The organism is Ralstonia pickettii, assembly GCF_000607165.1.
Taxonomy (GTDB): Bacteria; Pseudomonadota; Gammaproteobacteria; order Burkholderiales; family Burkholderiaceae; genus Ralstonia; species Ralstonia holmesii.
Genome location: NZ_JFZG01000009.1, coordinates 1 through 17,689, shown reverse-complemented (window position 1 = coordinate 17,689; position 17,689 = coordinate 1). Strand labels below are relative to the sequence as shown.

General features: G+C 64.4%; 12 protein-coding genes. 6 read left to right on the top strand and 6 right to left on the bottom strand.

The features are described 5' to 3' along the window. The first annotated feature begins 318 nt into the window (after positions 1–318). The 3 genes from BG83_RS0114900 to BG83_RS0114890 all read left to right on the top strand — a co-directional run bounded on the left by BG83_RS0114900 (position 319) and on the right by BG83_RS0114890 (position 6,203). Complete coding sequence (locus tag BG83_RS0114900; RefSeq protein ID WP_024977494.1) at positions 319–714, top strand: DUF1801 domain-containing protein; 396 nt, start codon at positions 319–321, stop codon at positions 712–714. Between the two features lie 77 nt (positions 715–791). After that, on the top strand, positions 792–1,124 hold the full coding sequence (locus tag BG83_RS0114895) for a DUF2322 family protein (RefSeq protein ID WP_024977493.1): 333 nt from the start codon (positions 792–794) through the stop codon (positions 1,122–1,124). Between the two features lie 156 nt (positions 1,125–1,280). Further along, entirely contained in the window at positions 1,281–6,203 is a 4,923-nt protein-coding gene (locus BG83_RS0114890; RefSeq protein WP_024977492.1) for an NAD-glutamate dehydrogenase, read from the top strand. A 277-nt stretch (positions 6,204–6,480) separates the two neighbouring features. Here the strand turns inward: BG83_RS0114890 and BG83_RS28810 are convergent, their stop codons facing one another. The 6 genes from BG83_RS28810 to BG83_RS0114855 form a co-directional block, all read right to left on the bottom strand. Beyond that, positions 6,481–6,711 carry a hypothetical protein gene (locus BG83_RS28810; protein WP_024977491.1) on the bottom strand — a complete coding sequence of 77 codons (231 nt, stop codon included), beginning with the start codon at positions 6,709–6,711 and terminating at the stop codon, positions 6,481–6,483. Between the two features lie 375 nt (positions 6,712–7,086). Continuing rightward, positions 7,087–8,097 (bottom strand): PgaD family protein, encoded by a 1,011-nt coding sequence (locus BG83_RS0114875; protein WP_024977490.1) that lies wholly within the window; start codon positions 8,095–8,097, stop codon positions 7,087–7,089. Next, entirely contained in the window at positions 8,094–9,377 is a 1,284-nt protein-coding gene (pgaC, locus tag BG83_RS0114870; RefSeq protein ID WP_024977489.1) for a poly-beta-1,6-N-acetyl-D-glucosamine synthase, read from the bottom strand. The genes BG83_RS0114875 and pgaC overlap by 4 nt, the downstream gene beginning before the upstream one ends. Position 9,378: 1 nt before the next feature. Beyond that, positions 9,379–11,553, bottom strand: coding sequence for a poly-beta-1,6-N-acetyl-D-glucosamine N-deacetylase PgaB (gene pgaB, locus BG83_RS0114865; RefSeq protein WP_235193201.1), 2,175 nt, complete (start codon positions 11,551–11,553; stop codon positions 9,379–9,381). A gap of 50 nt (positions 11,554–11,603) precedes the next feature. After that, a complete protein-coding gene (gene pgaA / locus BG83_RS0114860; protein ID WP_024977487.1) occupies positions 11,604–14,069 on the bottom strand; it encodes a poly-beta-1,6 N-acetyl-D-glucosamine export porin PgaA in 2,466 nt (821 codons plus the stop codon). A 73-nt stretch (positions 14,070–14,142) separates the two neighbouring features. Next, positions 14,143–15,114, bottom strand: a complete 972-nt coding sequence (locus BG83_RS0114855; RefSeq protein WP_037031941.1) for a LuxR C-terminal-related transcriptional regulator — start codon at positions 15,112–15,114, stop codon at positions 14,143–14,145. A gap of 92 nt (positions 15,115–15,206) precedes the next feature. On the opposite strand from BG83_RS0114855, the gene tnpA reads away from it, so the two are divergent. The 3 genes from tnpA to tnpC are packed head-to-tail and all read left to right on the top strand — an operon-like array spanning position 15,207 to position 17,642. After that, positions 15,207–15,671: an IS66-like element accessory protein TnpA gene (gene tnpA / locus BG83_RS0114850; RefSeq protein ID WP_008652244.1), complete on the top strand. Its 465-nt coding sequence runs from the start codon at positions 15,207–15,209 to the stop codon at positions 15,669–15,671. Next, entirely contained in the window at positions 15,671–16,021 is a 351-nt protein-coding gene (tnpB, locus tag BG83_RS0114845) for an IS66 family insertion sequence element accessory protein TnpB (RefSeq protein ID WP_008652247.1), read from the top strand. The genes tnpA and tnpB overlap by 1 nt, the downstream gene beginning before the upstream one ends. A gap of 31 nt (positions 16,022–16,052) precedes the next feature. After that, positions 16,053–17,642, top strand: a complete 1,590-nt coding sequence (tnpC, locus tag BG83_RS0114840) for an IS66 family transposase (protein WP_008652249.1) — start codon at positions 16,053–16,055, stop codon at positions 17,640–17,642. The last annotated feature ends 47 nt before the right edge of the window (positions 17,643–17,689 follow it).

Genomic DNA, 17,689 nt, shown 5'->3' with positions numbered 1-17,689 from the left:
ATTTTCGTGGCACAGGCATTGCGGCGCCTACCCTTGCTGCACTTGGATTCCCGGCGAAATCGTTTTACACCCCCACTCAAGTGGGGAATTGCGCAGAAACGCTCAAGTTATTTTTCTCATCGCCGTTAACTGAGCGCCGTTTTATTTTCTTTTTACCTCGCGAATTATTTTTTTGTTGATGCCAAAAGCAAAAAAAACGGCATTTATCGGTTTTTCAGCGCGCGGCCAGATGGGGCATCTCGCCCACCGTTGCCGAGTGGCTACCAGCCCATGTTCCTGCCAGAATGTTCTGCTTGGGCCCACCACGGAGGCAGACACATGAAGAAGAGCACGCAGGACACCGCCGCACCCGCATCCGAACTGATCGACGCACGCATTGCAGAGCTGGGCGACTGGCGCGGCGAGATGCTCGCCCGCCTGCGCGCCATCGTCCGCGCGGCCGATCCCGACGTGGTGGAGGAATGGAAATGGAGCGTGCCCGTGTGGTCGCACCATGGCCTGATCTGCACCGGCGAGGCCTACAAGCAGACGGTGAAGATGACGTTTGCCAAGGGCGCCTCAGTGCCTGATCCTTCCGCCCTGTTCAATTCCAGCCTGGACGGCAACACCCGCCGCGCCATCGATTTCCGCGAGGGCGACAAGGTGAACGAGAAGGCGTTGAAGGCGCTCATCCAGGCAGCCATTGCCGTGAACAAGGCCGGCGCCAAACGCTGAAGAACGCGCAAGCTCGTGCGGGTCGGGCCGGAGCCGTTAACATACGGCCCGCCTGATCAACCAACGGAGCAACCGCAGTGATTCAACCGACCAGCGTATTCAAGGACAACCTCGCCCAACTGCCCGCCATTGACGGCATCGAACGCATCGATCTGGTCGACGGCCAGGGCGCAGTGGTGGCCGATATCGAAAACAAGCCGGGCAAGCAAGGTTCGGTGGCGGTGTATCACTACCTGCAGCAGACGTTCGGGCAGCTCGACGCCAAGGCCGCCGAGCACGGCCTGGCCGTGTTTGCCGAGCACACCATCGATGCACGCAACCGCCCCGGCGCCCACCCGAATGTGGACCGCCTGCTGGCCATCGCGGCGGGTGAGCCGGCCCTGCGCATCAACGTCGTAAAGGCTGGATGACGCATCGCTGATGCGCGCGGCAAGTAGCGAGTGAACCACCTGTTCTCTCGCTGCACTGCACACAGCGGCATCTGAAAAGCCGCGCGCCGCGCACGCTGATTGCCAGCCATGGGCACGCGGCGTAGCATGAGGCAGCCCTTCTTCGGGAGCCGCCTCATGCCTGCCCAGCACGAAGACAAGGTCCGCCAGCACATGGCGGATGCAGTGGCCCTGGCGCGCGAACGTGCGCCCGATATTGCCGACCTGTTCGAGCCGTTCCTGCGGCATTACTACGGCCTGGCAGACCCCGAAGACGTGATCTCGCGCAGCGTTGCCGACCTCTACGGCGCGGCGATGGCGCACTGGCAACTGGGCCAGAAATTCGTGTCGGGCCAACCGCGCGTACGGGTCTACAACCCGAGCCTCGAACAGCACGGCTGGTACTGCGGTCACACGGTCGTTGAAATCGTCAACGACGACATGCCGTTCCTGTTCGACTCCGTGACCATGGAGATCAACCGGCAAGGGCTGGCGCTGCATTCCGCCTTCCATCCGGTCTACCGCGTACAGCGCGATGGCGCAGGCATGCGCGTGGCGGTCTCGGCTGGTGGCGGTGTCCAGCGCCCGGCGGCCCTTGCGGGCGACATGCCCGATACACCCGCCGATGCGGACAGGGAAACCCACGGCGTTGCCCGCTTCGAGTCGACCATCCACATCGAGGTCGATCGGTTCTCCGAACCGGACCGCCTGCAGGCTTTGCACGACGGCCTCATGCGTGTACTTGGCGACGTGCGTGCCACGGTGGAAGACTGGAAGCCCATGCAAACGGCCGCCCAGGCCGCCATCGATGCGCTGGCCGTACGCGCCGCGCAGCCCTCCACCGGTGACGTGGAACGTGCCGAGATCGCCGAAACGCAGGCCTTCCTCACCTGGATGATCGAGCGGCATTTCACCTTCCTTGGCTACCGTGATTACGAACTGATCACGCAAGACGATGGCCATTACCTGCGCGGCATACCAGGCACCGGCCTGGGCGTGCTGCGTGAAGCGCTGCGCGACACCTCCACGCCGGACACGACGCGCCTGGCACCGGGCGCGGCCAAGTTCATCGACGCACCCGAGCCCATCTTCCTCACCAAGGCCAACTCGCGGGCCACCGTGCACCGGCCCGGGTATCTCGACTACATCGGCATCAAACTGTTTGACGCCGAGGGCCGTGTCTGTGGGCAGCGGCGTTTCCTGGGGATGTACACGTCGAACGTCTACATGGTGCCGGCTGAAGACATTCCGCTGGTGCGCCGCAAGGTGGCCGACGTCATCCGACGCACGGGCTTCCTTCCCGACGGGCATCTGGCCAAGACGCTCGTCACGATCCTGGAGCAATACCCGCGCGACGAGTTGTTCCAGATGGACGCCGAAGCGTTGCACGACATCGCACTCGGCATCCTGCGGTTGCAGGAGCGCCAGCGCACGCGCCTGTTCGTTCGCCGTGATCCGTTTGACCGCTTCGTGTCGTGCCTCGTGTTCGTGCCGCGCGAGAAGTTCAACACGGACCTGCGCGTGCGCATCCAGGGTCTGCTGCAGGCGGCGTATCACGGCACCGCAGTGGAGTTCACGCCATTGCTGTCGGAATCGATGCTGGCGCGCATCCACATCACCGTGCGTACGCAGCCAGGCAACGTGCCCGACGTGGACGTGGCCGAACTCGAAGACCGCATCGTGCAGGCCGCCCGGCGCTGGCAGGACGACCTGGCCGACGCGCTGCTCGAACGCGGCGGCGAAGAGCGCGGCAATCGCCTGCTGCGCCGCTATGCCGGCGCGTTTCCCGCGGGCTTCCGCGAGGACTACGCCGCACGCCTTGCCGTGCGCGACATCGAACTGATGGAGCCGCTGCTCGGCGCCAATGCCGCGGACAACGTGCTGACCATGCAGCTCTACCGGCCGCTCGAAGCGCCACCCGGCGCGCTGCGTTTCAAGATCTACCGCGCCGGCCAGCCAACATCGCTGTCGCACAGCCTGCCGATGCTTGAACACTTGGGCGTGCGCGTCAACGAAGAGCGCCCCTACTGCATCGAACCTGCCGATACCGCCCCCATTTGGATGCACGACTTCGGCATGGAGACCATCGACGGCAGCGAAGTCAATCTGGACGAAGCCCGCGCACGCTTTGAAGACGCCTTCGCGCGCATTTGGAGCGGCGAGCTGGAAAACGATGATCTCAACCGCCTCGTGCTGCAGGCCGGCCTGACCTGGCGCGAGGTCCGCATCCTGCGTGCATACGCGCGCTACATCCGCCAGATCGGTTCGACCTTCAGCAATACGTATATGGAAAGCGCGCTGAACGGCAACCCGTCGATTGCACGGGCGCTGGTGCGGCTGTTCCTGGTGCGATTCGACCCTGCCCTTGCCGAGGCCGAACGTTCGCGCGCGAGCGAAACGCTGCGCAAGCAGATCGACGAGGCGCTCGAAGACGTGCCCAACCTGGATGAAGACCGCATCCTGCGGCAGTTCCTGGGCGTGGTGGAAGCCACGTTGCGCACGAACTATTTTCAGAGCCTGCCGGACGCCGGACAGGGGCAGCCCAAGCCCTATCTGTCGTTCAAGTTCGACCCAGCGCGCGTGCCGGGCCTGCCCGAGCCCAAGCCGATGTTCGAGATCTGGGTGTATTCGCCGCGCGTAGAAGGCGTGCACCTGCGCGGCGGCAAGGTTGCGCGGGGTGGTTTGCGCTGGTCTGACCGGCGCGAAGACTTCCGAACCGAGGTGCTCGGCTTGGTCAAGGCGCAAATGGTCAAGAACACCGTCATCGTGCCGGTGGGCTCCAAGGGCGGCTTTGTCGTCAAGCAACCGCCGCCGGCCAGCGACCGTGACGCGTATCTGGCCGAAGGCGTGGCGTGCTACCAGACCTTCCTGCGCGGGCTGCTCGACCTGACCGACAACTACGTCGACGGCCGCGTCGTGCCGCCGCGCGACGTCGTGCGCTATGACGAAGACGATCCCTACCTGGTCGTTGCCGCCGACAAGGGCACGGCCACGTTCTCCGACTACGCCAACGCCATCTCGGCCGAATACGGCTTCTGGCTCGGCGACGCCTTCGCTTCGGGCGGCTCGGTGGGCTACGACCACAAGAAGATGGCCATCACCGCGCGTGGCGCATGGGAATCGGTCAAGCGTCACTTCAGCGAGATGGGTGTCGATACGCAGACGCAGGACTTCACCGTCGTGGGCGTGGGCGACATGTCGGGCGATGTGTTCGGCAACGGCATGCTGCTCTCGCGCCATATCCGCCTGCTCGCGGCGTTTGACCATCGGCACATTTTTCTCGACCCGTCGCCCGATGCGGCCACGAGCTTTGCCGAGCGCGAGCGCCTGTTCAACCTGCCGCGTTCAAGCTGGGCCGATTACGACCGGGCACTGATCAGCCCCGGCGGCGGCATATTCCCGCGCACGGTCAAGTCGATCGCGCTCACGCCGGAGGTGCGCGCCATGCTGGATGTGACGGCCACCGAGATGGCGCCGAACGACCTGCTGCACGCCATCCTCAAGGCACCTGCTGATCTGCTCTACAACGGCGGCATTGGCACCTACATCAAGGCCAGCACCGAAACGCATGCACAGGTGGGCGACCGGGCCAACGATGGCCTGCGCGTGAACGGCGCCGAGCTGCGCTGCAAGGTCGTGGCCGAGGGCGGCAACCTGGGCTGCACGCAGCTCGGCCGCATCGAGTACGCGCAGCATGGCGGGCGCATCAACACCGATGCCATCGACAACTCCGCCGGCGTGGATTGCTCCGACCACGAGGTCAACATCAAGATCCTGCTGGGGCTGGTCGTGACCGACGGCGAGATGACACTCAAGCAGCGCAACACGCTGCTGGCCGAGATGACCGACGAGGTGGGCGAACTGGTGCTGCGCGACAACTACTTCCAGACGCAGGCGCTGTCACTTGCGCGCACGCGCACGGCGCTGTGGCTCGACCCCGAGGCGCGGCTGATGCGGTATCTGGAGCGCGGCGGGCGCCTGAATCGCGCAATCGAGTTCCTACCTGCCGATGAAGAGATCGACGCTCGCCGGGCAAGCGGCGGCGGCCTGACCACACCCGAACGCGCCGTGCTGATGGCCTACAGCAAGATGTGGCTGTACGACGTGCTGCTGGGCAGCGATCTGCCCGACCAGCCTTTCGTGGCCGACGGTCTGCCGGACTATTTTCCGCAGCCGCTGCACACGCGTTGCGCTACATCGATCCCCCGGCACACGCTGCGTCGCGAGATTCTGGCGACGATGCACGCCAACGCGCTCGTCAACCGGGCCGGCGTGACCTTCGTGCACCGGATGGCCGAAGAAACCGGCGCAGAGCCGCTTGCCGTGGTGTGGGCAAGCCTCGTCGCACGCGCGGTCTACCGGCTCGACGCGCTCTGGCAACAAGTCGATGCCCTGGACGCCCAGGTGCCGCACGAAACGCAAACTGCCCTGTTCACGGCGCTCGCGCAGTTGCATGAGCGCGCGACGTTGTGGTTCCTGCGGCGGCGCGTGGCGGATGTACCAACCGCAGTCGAGCACTTCAGGTCTGCGGTCGATGCGCTCGCACCCGAGATTGACGCGCTGCAGCCTGAGGAATCTGCGCAAGCTGCGGTGCAGCAGCTGCAGGTCTTTACCGATGCCGGCGTGCCGGAAGCACTGGCGCGCGTGGCAACTGGCGTGCCGGCGCGTGTGTCATTGCTCGATATCGCCGAGGTTGCGACCGCCGGCGGCTGCGATGCACGGCTCGCCGCACGCGTGTACTTTGCCCTCGACCAACCGCTGGGTTACGGGTGGCTGCAAGGCGGCATCCTCGGCCTGCCGACGCAAACGCATTGGCAGATGCTGGCGCGCGCAACGCTGCTCGAAGAACTGGGGCAACTGCGGCGGCGGCTCACGCAATCCGTCTTGCAGGATGCGGCGCCCGGCACGAGCGCGGATGCCCTCATCGACACATGGCGCGGCACGCGACAGGAGGCGCTGGCGCGCTACAACCGCGTGATTGCCGATCAGGTCGCGGCCGGCTCGGCTGATCTGGCGATGCTGTCGGTGGGTCTCAAGGCACTGGCAGAGGTCGACGCTTGATCAACGCCGCTATCGGGCACGCGCCAGTGCGGCGTTGACGCGCACTGGTGGCGTGTCGTGCGAGAACGGCGGCTGAATGACGAAGGCATCCACCACACCGGGCTGGAAAAACATGCAGTACGTCGATCCTCCGTACTGGAAGTAGCCAAGCTCGCATCGGGTGCGCTTGGGCCACGAACAGCGCGTTTCTGTCTGTATCGATCGCAGGCACATCACTCGCCGTCCTGGACTTTGCGCCCAGGCAACGACTTGCTGCACTGCAATGAGGAAGGATCGTCTAGTGAGACGCGGCCATCGAACGGCGGCCGCTGGTGCGAACGTGTCCGGAAGCCTTGAGCAAAACGTAGCCCTGGAGGGTTACCCGGGCATAGCTGTGGTCGGGGCCACGGCGTTCCAGCGTCACGAGCTGTCGCTCGATGAGCGCTTCGACATCGGCGCGATCCAGGTCGTCGGATTCGGCGCCGTCGTTGACGAGAAGCAGGACGGCAAATTCATGGGGACTCAGCACAGTTGGCTCCAGCTTGTCTGTTGGCCACGGCATGCGTGACGGTGGGTGGGCTTGGTTTTCACTGACACCATGAGCACTGCAAGAGCCACCAAGAACACCGGGAGAGAGCAGCTGGGCTTGCAGGAGAAGCCAGCATAGGCACCCTCGCAGCGGCATTCAAGAGGGCAATTCCATCCTTCTTCCGTCGGCGCCTGCGGCCGCATGGGCGATGACGGTGCATCAACCGTTTGCCGTGCTGTATTGCGCACCGGCGGCAACGATTGCGCATCACAGAAAAGTCCGTCCTCCTCCGTTTGCGCTAAATCAATTGCCCAAAAGAACGCGCCCCGGTGACTCACATCACCGGGGCGCTGAGTGCTGCGCTGGGGGGCGACCTTACAGGTCGTCGTCGACGATGTTGGCACGGCGGCCGAAGCCGTGCAGCGGGTCAATGCGTTCGACGCGTTGGAGTCGCGCGTACGGATCATCCAGTTGTGCATGCGCACCAAATGCATGCAGCGCGCGATGGCGTTCGGTGGCTCGGTCCGCTGCGTGCACTGCAGCACGGCCATGCACCACGGCGGTCACGCTGCCGTAATGGCGGGCCATACCGGGCCGCATCGCGTACGTCTGGGCTGGCGATTGGGCCGATTGCGGCTCGACCCAATCGTTACGGCCCAGACGGCCGCGATAGCCAAAGCGATGAAAGCCGGCGGCATCGGCCGTCACCGCATCCACGGCCTTCACCACGTCGCGCGGTTGCTGTGCAGGTGCATCAACGCGTGCCAGCGAAGGCTCTTCGCGGTCGAGGTTCTCCAGCACGATCGCCTCGCTGACGGGGCGCATGCCCAGTACCGGCTCTTCCGGGTCGTATTCGGGGCTGCGGATGAACGGCGTGGGCGGTGTGGCGGTGCCGGCAGGTGCCGGGCGACCCGCCCACTCCTGCCACGAGCGCACGTGGGTGATATCGCCGTCATCGTCGTGGTCGACCACCAGCAGGCGCGTGTTGCGCGGACGCTGCCAGGCCGGTTGCTGCTGCCCATGCAACGCCCCCCGCGACGCGCGGGCGGAAGCCCCGACGGATGGAGCGGGCACCGCCGGCGCACGTACAAGCTTGCGGCGAATGGCGCGGTCCAACCGCGACAGGATCATCCACACCACGAGCACCCCGCCCATGCCGGCGATGATGTTGCCGTACATGCGCAATTGCTCGAATGGCAGGCCGCTGGGGCCCACGCTGCTGATGGAGTACCCCACATACAGGCCCAGCAGGCCCCAGATCGAAATCACGAGCACCGGCCGGAAGATGCGGAACCAAAGCACGTGGTGCAAGGTGCCGACGACACCCTTGTCTGAGAACGACTGTCGGATCGAGTTTCGCGAAACATCAATGACAAGCATGGTCATGGCGAATTCCCCTGTTGTTGTTGGATGCCCCGGTCAGGGCTGGTCCAGCGGGCACGGGCACGCGTACGCTGGAAGGCGACGGCCGGAAAGCCGACCACCGTGGTGACAAGGTTCAGGATCCAGAACGCAACCGGATACCAGACAGTGTCGATGAAGTAGCGCAGGATGTTGTCGTCGTAGCGGCGATCAATAAAGCAGCCGATCAGCAACTGCAGCACGCATGTGATGAAAAGCAGCGTGCCGTGCCAGCGCGGGAAGGCTTCCATGCGCCATTCGGGTGGCAGGGTGATGAAGAAGCCGAGCACCGACCACGTGATGACGATCAGCATGTTGTACGCCCACACGACCGACAGTGCGTACTCGAAGAAGATCGGCCACATCATCGATTGCCGTAGGCTCACCATGGCCGGCGCGTACTTGATCAGCGCCTGGATGCCGCCCTTGGCCCAGCGCAGGCGCTGCTTGTACAGGCCGCGGAAGGTCTCGGGCATCAGGATCCATGACAGCGCGCGCGGCTCGTAACGGATCATCCAGCCGCCCACCTGCAGCTTCCAGCTGATGTCGATGTCTTCGGTGAGCATGTCGTTGCTCCAGTAGCCGACATCTTCAATGGCGTGCTTGCGGAACATCACGACCACGCCCGACACCGTCAGCAGCCGGCCATAGACCTGCTGCGTGCGCTTGATGAGCCCCACGATCGACGAGAACTCGCCCACCTGCATGCGCCCCAGCAAGGTCGAGCGCGTGCGGATGCGCGGGTTGCCCGTCACCGCGCCAATGGTCGGGTTCTCCATCAGGTGGCGGATCATCCAGGCAATCGCATCCACATCCAGGATCGAATCGCCATCGATGCACATCAGGTACTCGGCGTCGGTCACCTGCGCCGCGGTGGTGAGGCCAATCGCCTTGCCCTGGTTGGACGACTGGTGGATCACCACGAGTTGCGGGTATTCCGCCGCCAGTTCGTTCAGGCGTTCACCGGTGCGGTCAGAACTGCCGTCGTTCACGGCGATGATGTCGTAGTTCGGATACCGCATGCGTGCGAGGTGGCTGATCACCTCGCGCACATTGGCCTCTTCGTTGTAGCAGGGCACGATGATCGACACCTTGGGATAGCTCTTCACCCCCAGGAGTGCCAGCGGATGCCGCACGTTCTGCGTGCCCCGCTCGAGCAGGAAGTAATGCAGCAGCCCGCCGATCATCCAGAAATACGACATGAAGAACGGGTAGTAAAAGACAAAGCCCGAGATCCAGCGCTTAGCGGCGAGTGCGTCCACCATGTCAGCCTCCCGCCTTGTTGGTGTGGGACGGCGCTGCCGCTTCGGTCGTCCCGGGCTGCTTGTCTGCGCCCGTCGCGCTGGCCTTCGGCGGCTGGCTCTGCGGGGCAGCACTGCTGTCGAGCTTCTCGACGCTGCGCGTATTGCCGCCGGGCGGCTTGCGCGTCTCGATATACGTCTTGAGCGACATCACATCACGCAGCACCTCGGTATCGGGCCGGCCGGCAATGAAATCATCCGGGTAGTAGCCGTAATTCAGAGCCCCTGCCGAGCGCAGCGCGCGCATCTGGTCACGCAGTTCGGTCGTCGGGATCGGCTTGTCCTGATTGCGCCAGTCCACCGCCTGCAGCTCGAAGATGGTCTTCTTCAGCCCACCCTTGTGTTTGGCCACGGCGGCGGTCAGCTTCTTCATCCAATCCTTCGGGTCCTTGGCTTCCTCCATGTACGGCATGGCTTCGAGCGCCACGTAGTCGTACGCCTCCAGGAAGTCGTCATAGTTCTGCGCCGTCCAGGCCTCGGCCTTCGGATCAAGCACCGGCCCCGAAAAGATGTTGCGCGCGGTCAGCATGTCGCGGCCGTTCTGATAGCCCTGCGCCACCGCGATCAGCTCTTTCGAGAACGAGATCAGCGCAGCGGTCTTGGCCTTCGACCACTTCTGCATCAACTCCGGCGACTGGCGGATCTTGTTGATATCGCCGGGCAGGCCCATGGCCTCGTAGGCCTTGAGCGCGGCGGGGCTGGCATCTTCGTAGTCGTCGAGCACGCCGTCGTCGTGGAAGAGCACGCCGTCGATGATCGAGTTCTTGGCCAGGTCCTCATAGATGTCGCGGATCATCTGGCGTGCCTGCGGATCGAACGGCGACAGTCGCGGCGGCTTGACGGTGCCCGGCTTCTGCGGCGCGCCCGGCAACGACTGCACCAGGTGCGTGGCGGCCGGGTTGTTGGCCGGCAGCTTGTACGACAGCATCGGCAGCCAGGCGTACACCTCCACCTTTGCTCGCGTCTTCAACTGCCACGACACGCGCGAGAACAGGTCCGCACGCATCGGCATGTGCCGGTTCGGGAAGTACACAGCGTCCACGGCGCCGTTGCCCTTCGGATCGGCGAAGGCCTGCAGGTAGACCACACGCGGCGCCAAGTCCTTGATGCGGTCGATCAGCTTGCCGAGGTTCGCTTCCTGCTGCTTCGGGTCCGGGTCGTAGATGTAATCCATGTCAACCTGCACCACGCGCTGCACGGGGTTGATCTCGCCGTGATGAGTCACGGGCTCGCGCAGCGAACGCTCCAGATCGCCGGTGTTGGTGTCGTAGCCCATCAGGCTTCGGCGGATGGCGGTGAGCGGCACGTCCGGCGTGTTCGGACCCGGCTCCAGCGTGAGCATGTACTTCAGGCCCACGTTGGCGGCCTCCTGGTCAGCCATCAGGTTGTGGGCGCCATACGGCCACACCACCGTCTGCACCTTGGTACCCGTGTTCTTCTGGATCAGGTCGATGCTGCGCTGCAGGTCATCATGCACACGCTTGCGGTATTCGTCATCGGTCTCATAGCGGCCCAGATTGCGCAGATATTCATGCGTGGTCGCCGCCGGCATCTCGTTACCCTGGGGGTTGCCCAGCGCGCCGTGGTGCATATCTGCCGTGTGGGTGGCGAACTCTGCCAGGCCGGAGGCCTGCATCTCGCGGATCTGGTTCCAGTTCATGAAGAAGTCCCGCGGCACGATCTGCTTGTCCGACAGCTTGACCTTCGATCCCTGGGGTGCGTTGGTCCACTCCGTTACCAGCCCGAACACCGCCGGAAAGCGGAACTGCTTGAGCAGCGGGAAGACCTTTGTGTAGTGACTTTCATAGCCGTCATCGAACGTCAGCAGGAGCGGGCGCTTGGGCAGCGGCTTGCCGCCATGGCGCGCCTCGTCGATCTGCGCGAGCGTGACCGGGTGGTAGCCGTTGGCCTGGATCCAACTGAACATGTTCGTCAGCATCTTGGTGTCGACGGCAAACCCATCGGGCAACGTCTCGAAGCTGGCGCGCAGGTTGTCGCGGATGTCGTGAAAGCACAGCACGCGGAACGTCTTGCCATCGTCCGGATCGGGCTTGGGCAGGAAGTCCACCTGAACGGCGGCGGCAGGCCGAACGGCAGCAAGGAAAGCCAACGTCAGGGCCAGCGCCAGTCTCGGTGCCATCCAGGCGAAGAATCGTCGCAATGACGGTTGTCGGAGAGCTTGCATGGGCATCACAGCGGAATGTTGAGGTTCAGGTACAGGAACTTGCGGTTCTCAGGCTGGCCGTCATAGCTATGGCGACCAAAGCCGATGCCGTAAGACACCTGCGTCTTGCGATTGATTTGCCACACGTGCTCCAGCCGCGCTTCGTACATCGGGCTGCTGCCGAACGACTGCTGGTTGTACATGCCGCCGGTCAGGTACACGCGCTGCGTGAACGACTTGTCGGCGTAGCGCCAGGGCGTCCACGACCAGATGGCCGTGGCCTGGCCGCTGTAGTCGCGCGATGGGCTGAAGTAGTTCAGGCCCGTCATCGTGTTGCGGCTGGTATCGGCCCCGAACAGCACGCCGATGGTGTGCCGCGGCGAGGTGAACACCTGCTGATAGAAGTTGGCTCCCACGCGCTGGCGCAGGTTGTCGTCGGTGTAGCGCGACACGCCATACGTGAGCGAGGCGTAGCGCGTTTCGTCCCAGGTGTAGCGCACGTTGCCGCTGACGGTCTTGCCGGTCACGCCCACCTGGTACGCCTTGTAGGGCACTTCCAGGTCGTCGTTGGTGACCATGCCCGACACCTTCCAGTGGTCGCTCGGAATCCACGCTGCATCCAGGGTGCCGCCGGTCTTGCCCACCGCGCCAACCGATTGGTGCACCTCGCCGTTCACCTCGACGCCGGTGTCGAACCACTGCAGGCCCGCGCCGTTGCGCACACGGCTCTGCGATGCGCCGTCAAACTGCGCGCGGCCGGCAAAGTTGTGGAAGAACAGTCGATAGTGATCGGCAAACGGGCCGCTGTAGGCCTTGGTGTCGATACCGTACTCGTTGTTGGCGAACGCCGAATTGCCCTTGTCCGCCGTTGACTGAATGATGAGCTGCGGGCTCTGATAGACGTCCAGATCCCTGCGCAGCGCACGCACCGAGCCGTTCTCCGGAAAGCGCTCGTCCAGCCCGTTGGCGACATCCTTGGCGGTCTTCAGGTCGTCCACTGCCAGCGATGCACGGCCATAGCCGGCTACCACGCTCAGGTCATCCGGGTGCTCGGCCAGCGCGGTCTTGTACATGTCGCGCGAGCGATACGGCTCGGTCTGCACCATCGCGCCGTCGGCACGTGCGCTGACGAGCGATGCGGCGAACGGTGCTTCGTGGCGCCACTTGTCCAGCTCGGCAATGCCCTGGTGCGTGCGGCCCGTCAGGATCAGGTACTGCGCTTCCAGACGTTTGATGCGCGAGTAATCGGGATTGGGCGTACCGGCTTCGGGCGCCAGGCGCACGTATTCCGGGTTGTCGGCCTTCATCTTGTCGAGCAGCGCGCGAGCCTCTTCAAAACGCCCGGTGTCGAGCATGGCGTAGAACAGGCCTTCCTGAACGTCGCCGGTTTCGATCTCGCCAGGGCTGGCATCCTTGAGCGCGCGGGCGTAGGCATCTGCGGCCTTGTCGGGCGTATCGAGATACGCATAGGCATCCCCCGCGGCCACGCGCGTGTAGGCGGGCACCTTGCCCGTCTGCGACATGGCTTCGTAGCGCTTGACGGCATCTTTCATGCGCCCGCGCGAAGCCAGTGCCACCACTTCGTCCGCCACGATCTGCTGGCGGAACTCTGCGTTTTCCGGCGTATCGGGCACCTTCTTGAGCAGCGCCTCGATCTCGGCCACAGCCTGATCGATGATGACGAAGCGTTCCGGCCCGTTGATGACCTTCAACTGCTGACGCCCCCAGCGGATGCGCTGCGCGGCGGCGGCATGGTCAACGTGCCACGATTCGCTTTCCTTGAACCAGTCCGGGTGCTGGCGCAGGTGCTCTTGCGCCAACGTGGCAGCGCCCTCGCGCGACTCGCGCATGACCTCATCGTGGAAGGCCTGGCGGTCGGTCGGCATCGGGCCGACGGGCGCATTGTCAGGCGCATTGCCGGCGGCGTGGGTCGCTGCTGCATTGGCCGCTTCTGGCGACACCGGCAGCGGTTCGAGTGCGCCGGGGCCTTGAGCGCTCGGGCCCGAAGGCACGGCGGGCGCCTGTGCAGCCGTATCCGGTGCGGGGGCGCCTGGCGGCAGGATCACCGTGGGCGACGGCGGCGCAGATGGTGGCGCCGGGGGCGCCGCCTCAACAGCAGGCATCGGCGACGTGGCAGCCGGCGCGGTTGACGCGGGCGATGTCGTGACGGATGAATCCGCAGGCGGCACCGCCTGTTGCGCAACAAGGAGCGTGTTGGCCGGAGACGCCGGCACGCCATCACCGCCGGCGATGACGGTCGTGGATGCAAACGTGGCCGGGCCCTTGGCCGCGGCGTCGGTCAGTTGCGTATCGATCAAGCGGCGCGTGGCCGCGTTGGAAGCATCGTCGGTCGCGGCGTGCGCGATCATCGGCACCGTGCCGACCACCACAACGGTGGCGGCAGCAATCGCGCAGCGGCGAGGATGCCATGCCGCGGCCGCGCTGTTGCGCTCGGCCGGCAGGCTCCAGGAGATTGGCTCGTGGGTTGTCATTGTTGTCATGTCCAGTGGGCGGCGCGTGCGGGCGCACGCCATCCGCATTGCATGAAGAGTTGACCGGGCTGAGTCAGCCGAGGCGGGCCGTACCGTTGGCGGTGCGCACCGGGGCGCGCATCGGCTTGGCAGGCGTCACGCCCCCAAAGGCCCGTGTCATGGCGGCCCAGCGCGATTCGGCGCCCAGTTCAGCGCCCGAAGCAGTCACCGATGTGGTGGTCCGCTCGGACGCTCCCGGCTGGGGGGATGAAGACGCCATCACCGCGTCTCGGGCCGGTGCGCCGGCCTGGAGCGGAGTCGGTGTGCGTGCAGCGGTTTGCACGAACACATCTGCGTCTTGCGCATCTCCAGACACCTGGACCGATGTGTGCGCAGATGCAGCGCTGATGGTGGCGGCAGCCCCGCCCTGCAGTTCCAGTGGAATCCCCAGGCGCATGGCGGCGTACACCGCTTCGCTCTTGTTGCGCACGTTCAGGCGTCGATACAGCGTGCACGCGTGCGTCTTGACGGTGGCCTCCGAAATGCCCAGCAGGCGGCCGACACCCTTGACGGAGTGACCGCGCGACAGCAACACCAGCACTTCGTACTGTCGCAGCGAAACATTCAGCCGCTGCGCCGCTTCCGATGCATCCAGCGAGAGCATCGGCATGACTGCATTCGCCGCACGCGGCATCAACGCCGGATACGACTGGCCGCCGGCCAGCACCAGCCGCAGCGTGGCCAGCAAGACTTCGGGCGATTGCGATTTGGCGCAGTAGGCGTCCACACCGCACGTCATGGCGACGTGCGCTTCTTCAGCAGACAGGCTTGCGGCGAGCAGCACCACGCGGCTGGCCTCGCTGGCATCGATGGCCTCGCGCAATTGGGCAGCGAATTGACCAGCGTTGATCGGGCCCTCGGCCTCGTCCAGCCCGATGACGAGCAGATCGGCTCGCTCATCGAACGCGTGCAGTTCGCCGGGGATGCCCGCAGGCAATGCCGGGGCGACGACCTCCAGGCCAAGGGTGGGATGCGCGAGCAACTGCGCAAGTCCGGCTCGTAGCAACGGATGATTCGTAAGCGCTCAATTGACGACGTCTGGTATTGAAGGCTGAACGTTGGCAGGCTAGCGTCCGCAAAGACTTTGCGGACGCAAACATGATCCAAGACGAGATTGACCTATTTCCGCTGCAGGCGGTGCGAGTCCGCTCCAATGGGAAGCGCGACTACGAGCCAGCGGCCAAGCGGCGTCTGATTGAGTTCTGTCTTCAATCGGGAGCATCGGTCTCGGGCACGGCGCTCAAGGCCGGTATCAACGCTAACCAGTTGCGCAAATGGATTCGGGACTACCGAGATTCAGTGCAGGCGCGAGGTGCGTTGCCGGCATTCGTGCCGGTTGTCCAGGAGGTTCAGGATTCGCGGCCAATCGAGACACTTGCAAAGGTTGCGGTGCCGCGTCACGAAGCGGCATCAGCGACTGGCGATCCGCCACCGCGGCAAGCGCAACCGCTGGCGCTCTTGAGCGCAAAGCTGCCCAACGGTGTATCACTTGAGCTCGAATGCAGCGAGCGAGACGTTGGGCTCGTAAAGGCAATGATCGAAGCACTGAGTGGAGACCGTTGATGTTTCGGCTCGACGCTGAGCTGCGGGTGTATCTGCATCGCGACGCAGTGGACTTCCGTAAGAACATCAACGGCCTGGCACTGCTGGTCGAGCAGACGCTCGGGCTGGATCCGTTTGCATCGGCTGTATTTGTGTTCCGTAACCAGCGGGCCGATCGCATCAAGATTCTCGGGTGGGATCGCAACGGCTTCTGGCTATTGTTGAAGCGATTGGAGGCGGACCGGTTTGCCTGGCCACGCGAGGCGGCTGTGGCTACGCTGACGGTCGAACAGTTGCACTGGCTGCTCGAGGGAATCGACATCGAGGCGATGCGCCGGCACCCGCACCGAGAATACCATCGCGCTGCGTGAACGCTGTTTGGCGGCAGCGGTCTAACCCGCCATGCCATCCACGCCCGTCACCGTTACCGCCGCCGAGCTGCAACTGTTGCGAGACGCCGAGCGCGAGCTCAAGGCAATACTCGCGGAACGCGAGGCAATCAAGGGCGAACTGCGTGTGATGACGGTCCAGCGAGACCTGCTCTTGGAACAGCTCAAGGCGTTTCAGCGTAAGCTGTTCGCCGCAAAGAGCGAGGCGCGAGGCTCGGAGCAGAAGGACTTGTTCCTCAATGAGGCCGAGGCCTTGGCGACGGCGGCCGCGCAGCCGGCGCAGGAAGAAGAAGGTACGCCCGAGACCGAAGTGGCCGGACACAAACGCAAGAAGCGCGGCCGCAAGCCGCTCGACCCGGCGCTGCCCCGTGTCGAGGTTCGTCACGAACTACCCGAATCGGAACGCGTCTGCCCCCTCGATGGCCAGGCTCTGGTCGAGATTGGCGTCGAGGTCAGCGAACAGCTCGACATCGTGCCGCAGCAGGTCCGCGTGATCCAGCACCAGCGGGTCAAGTACGCCTGCCCATGCTGCGACGGCGGCATCAAGACGACGCCGGCACCGGCGCGCATTATTCCCAAGGGACTCCTTACCGAATCGGCGCTGGCCTGGTGCATCACCTCGAAGTATCAGGATGGCCTGCCGCTGTACCGCCAGGCAGCGCTGCTGCATCGCTTCGGCGGGGACCTCTCTCGCGGCACCCTGGCCGCAAGCATAGTGCGAGTAGGCCAGGCGGTGCAGCCAATCATCAACCTGCTGCGTGACCATCTGCTGGAAGCAGACGTCGTGTACGGTGACGAGACAACGGTACAGGTGCTCAAGGAGCCCGGCAGGCCTGCCCAGAGAAAGAGCTTCCTATGGGCGCAGATGAATGGCACAGGGCCGCCGGTACGGTTGTTTGCCTATAGCCCGACACGCGAGACAAAGCAGGCTACGGCTCTCTATGCCGGCATCAAGCCTGGGGCGGTGTTGATGACCGACGGCTATGCACCATACGACGACGTCGCAAACACCTATCAGTTGGTGCATCTCGGATGCTGGGCACACGCGCGCCGCTACCTGGTCGAGGCGGAGCAAGCCTTGCCCAAGGACAAGCGCCCCGACCACCCGGTCACCGGATTCCTGCAGCGCATCGGCAAGCTGTTTGCCATCGAAAGCCACACGCTCAAGATGAAGCCGGAACAACGGCAGCAGGTTCGCGCCGAACAAAGCCAGCCGCTGCTGGCCGAGATCGAAACGATGCTGCTGCAACATCTGCATACCGTGCTGCCGCAAAGCCTGTTCGGCAAGGCGCTGCACTACCTGCATGGGCAGTGGCCAAAGCTCGTGCGCTACATCGAGAACGGAACCTGGCCGATCTCGAACAATCCCTGCGAGAACGCGATTAGGCCATTCGTGATCGGACGGAGAAACTTCCTCTTCTGCGACACCGTGGCCGGTGCCAACGCTAGCGCAAGTCTTTACTCGCTGGTGGAAACCTGCAAGGCCAACGACGTCGATCCGTATCAGTATCTCGTTGCCTTGTTCAAGGCGTTGCCACACGCACAGACCGCCGACGACTACGAGGCTCTGCTGCCCTGGAGGCTCAAGCCCTCAACCGTCTAGCGGATACCGCCGGCGGCCGCAAGGGGCGCCCTTAAAAGACCGCTTAC

What these genes read in the sequence shown, in the direction of transcription:
- BG83_RS0114900 (WP_024977494.1), top strand. Translation starts at nt 319, where the DNA reads ATGAAGAAGAGCACGCAGGACACCGCCGCACCCGCATCCGAACTGATC.
- BG83_RS0114890 (WP_024977492.1), top strand. Translation starts at nt 1,281, where the DNA reads ATGCCTGCCCAGCACGAAGACAAGGTCCGCCAGCACATGGCGGATGCA.
- BG83_RS0114875 (WP_024977490.1), bottom strand. Translation starts at nt 8,097, where the DNA reads ATGACCATGCTTGTCATTGATGTTTCGCGAAACTCGATCCGACAGTCG.
- pgaC (WP_024977489.1), bottom strand. Translation starts at nt 9,377, where the DNA reads ATGGTGGACGCACTCGCCGCTAAGCGCTGGATCTCGGGCTTTGTCTTT.
- pgaB (WP_235193201.1), bottom strand. Translation starts at nt 11,553, where the DNA reads ATGGCACCGAGACTGGCGCTGGCCCTGACGTTGGCTTTCCTTGCTGCC.
- pgaA (WP_024977487.1), bottom strand. Translation starts at nt 14,069, where the DNA reads ATGACAACCCACGAGCCAATCTCCTGGAGCCTGCCGGCCGAGCGCAAC.
- tnpA (WP_008652244.1), top strand. Translation starts at nt 15,207, where the DNA reads ATGATCCAAGACGAGATTGACCTATTTCCGCTGCAGGCGGTGCGAGTC.
- tnpB (WP_008652247.1), top strand. Translation starts at nt 15,671, where the DNA reads ATGTTTCGGCTCGACGCTGAGCTGCGGGTGTATCTGCATCGCGACGCA.
- tnpC (WP_008652249.1), top strand. Translation starts at nt 16,053, where the DNA reads ATGCCATCCACGCCCGTCACCGTTACCGCCGCCGAGCTGCAACTGTTG.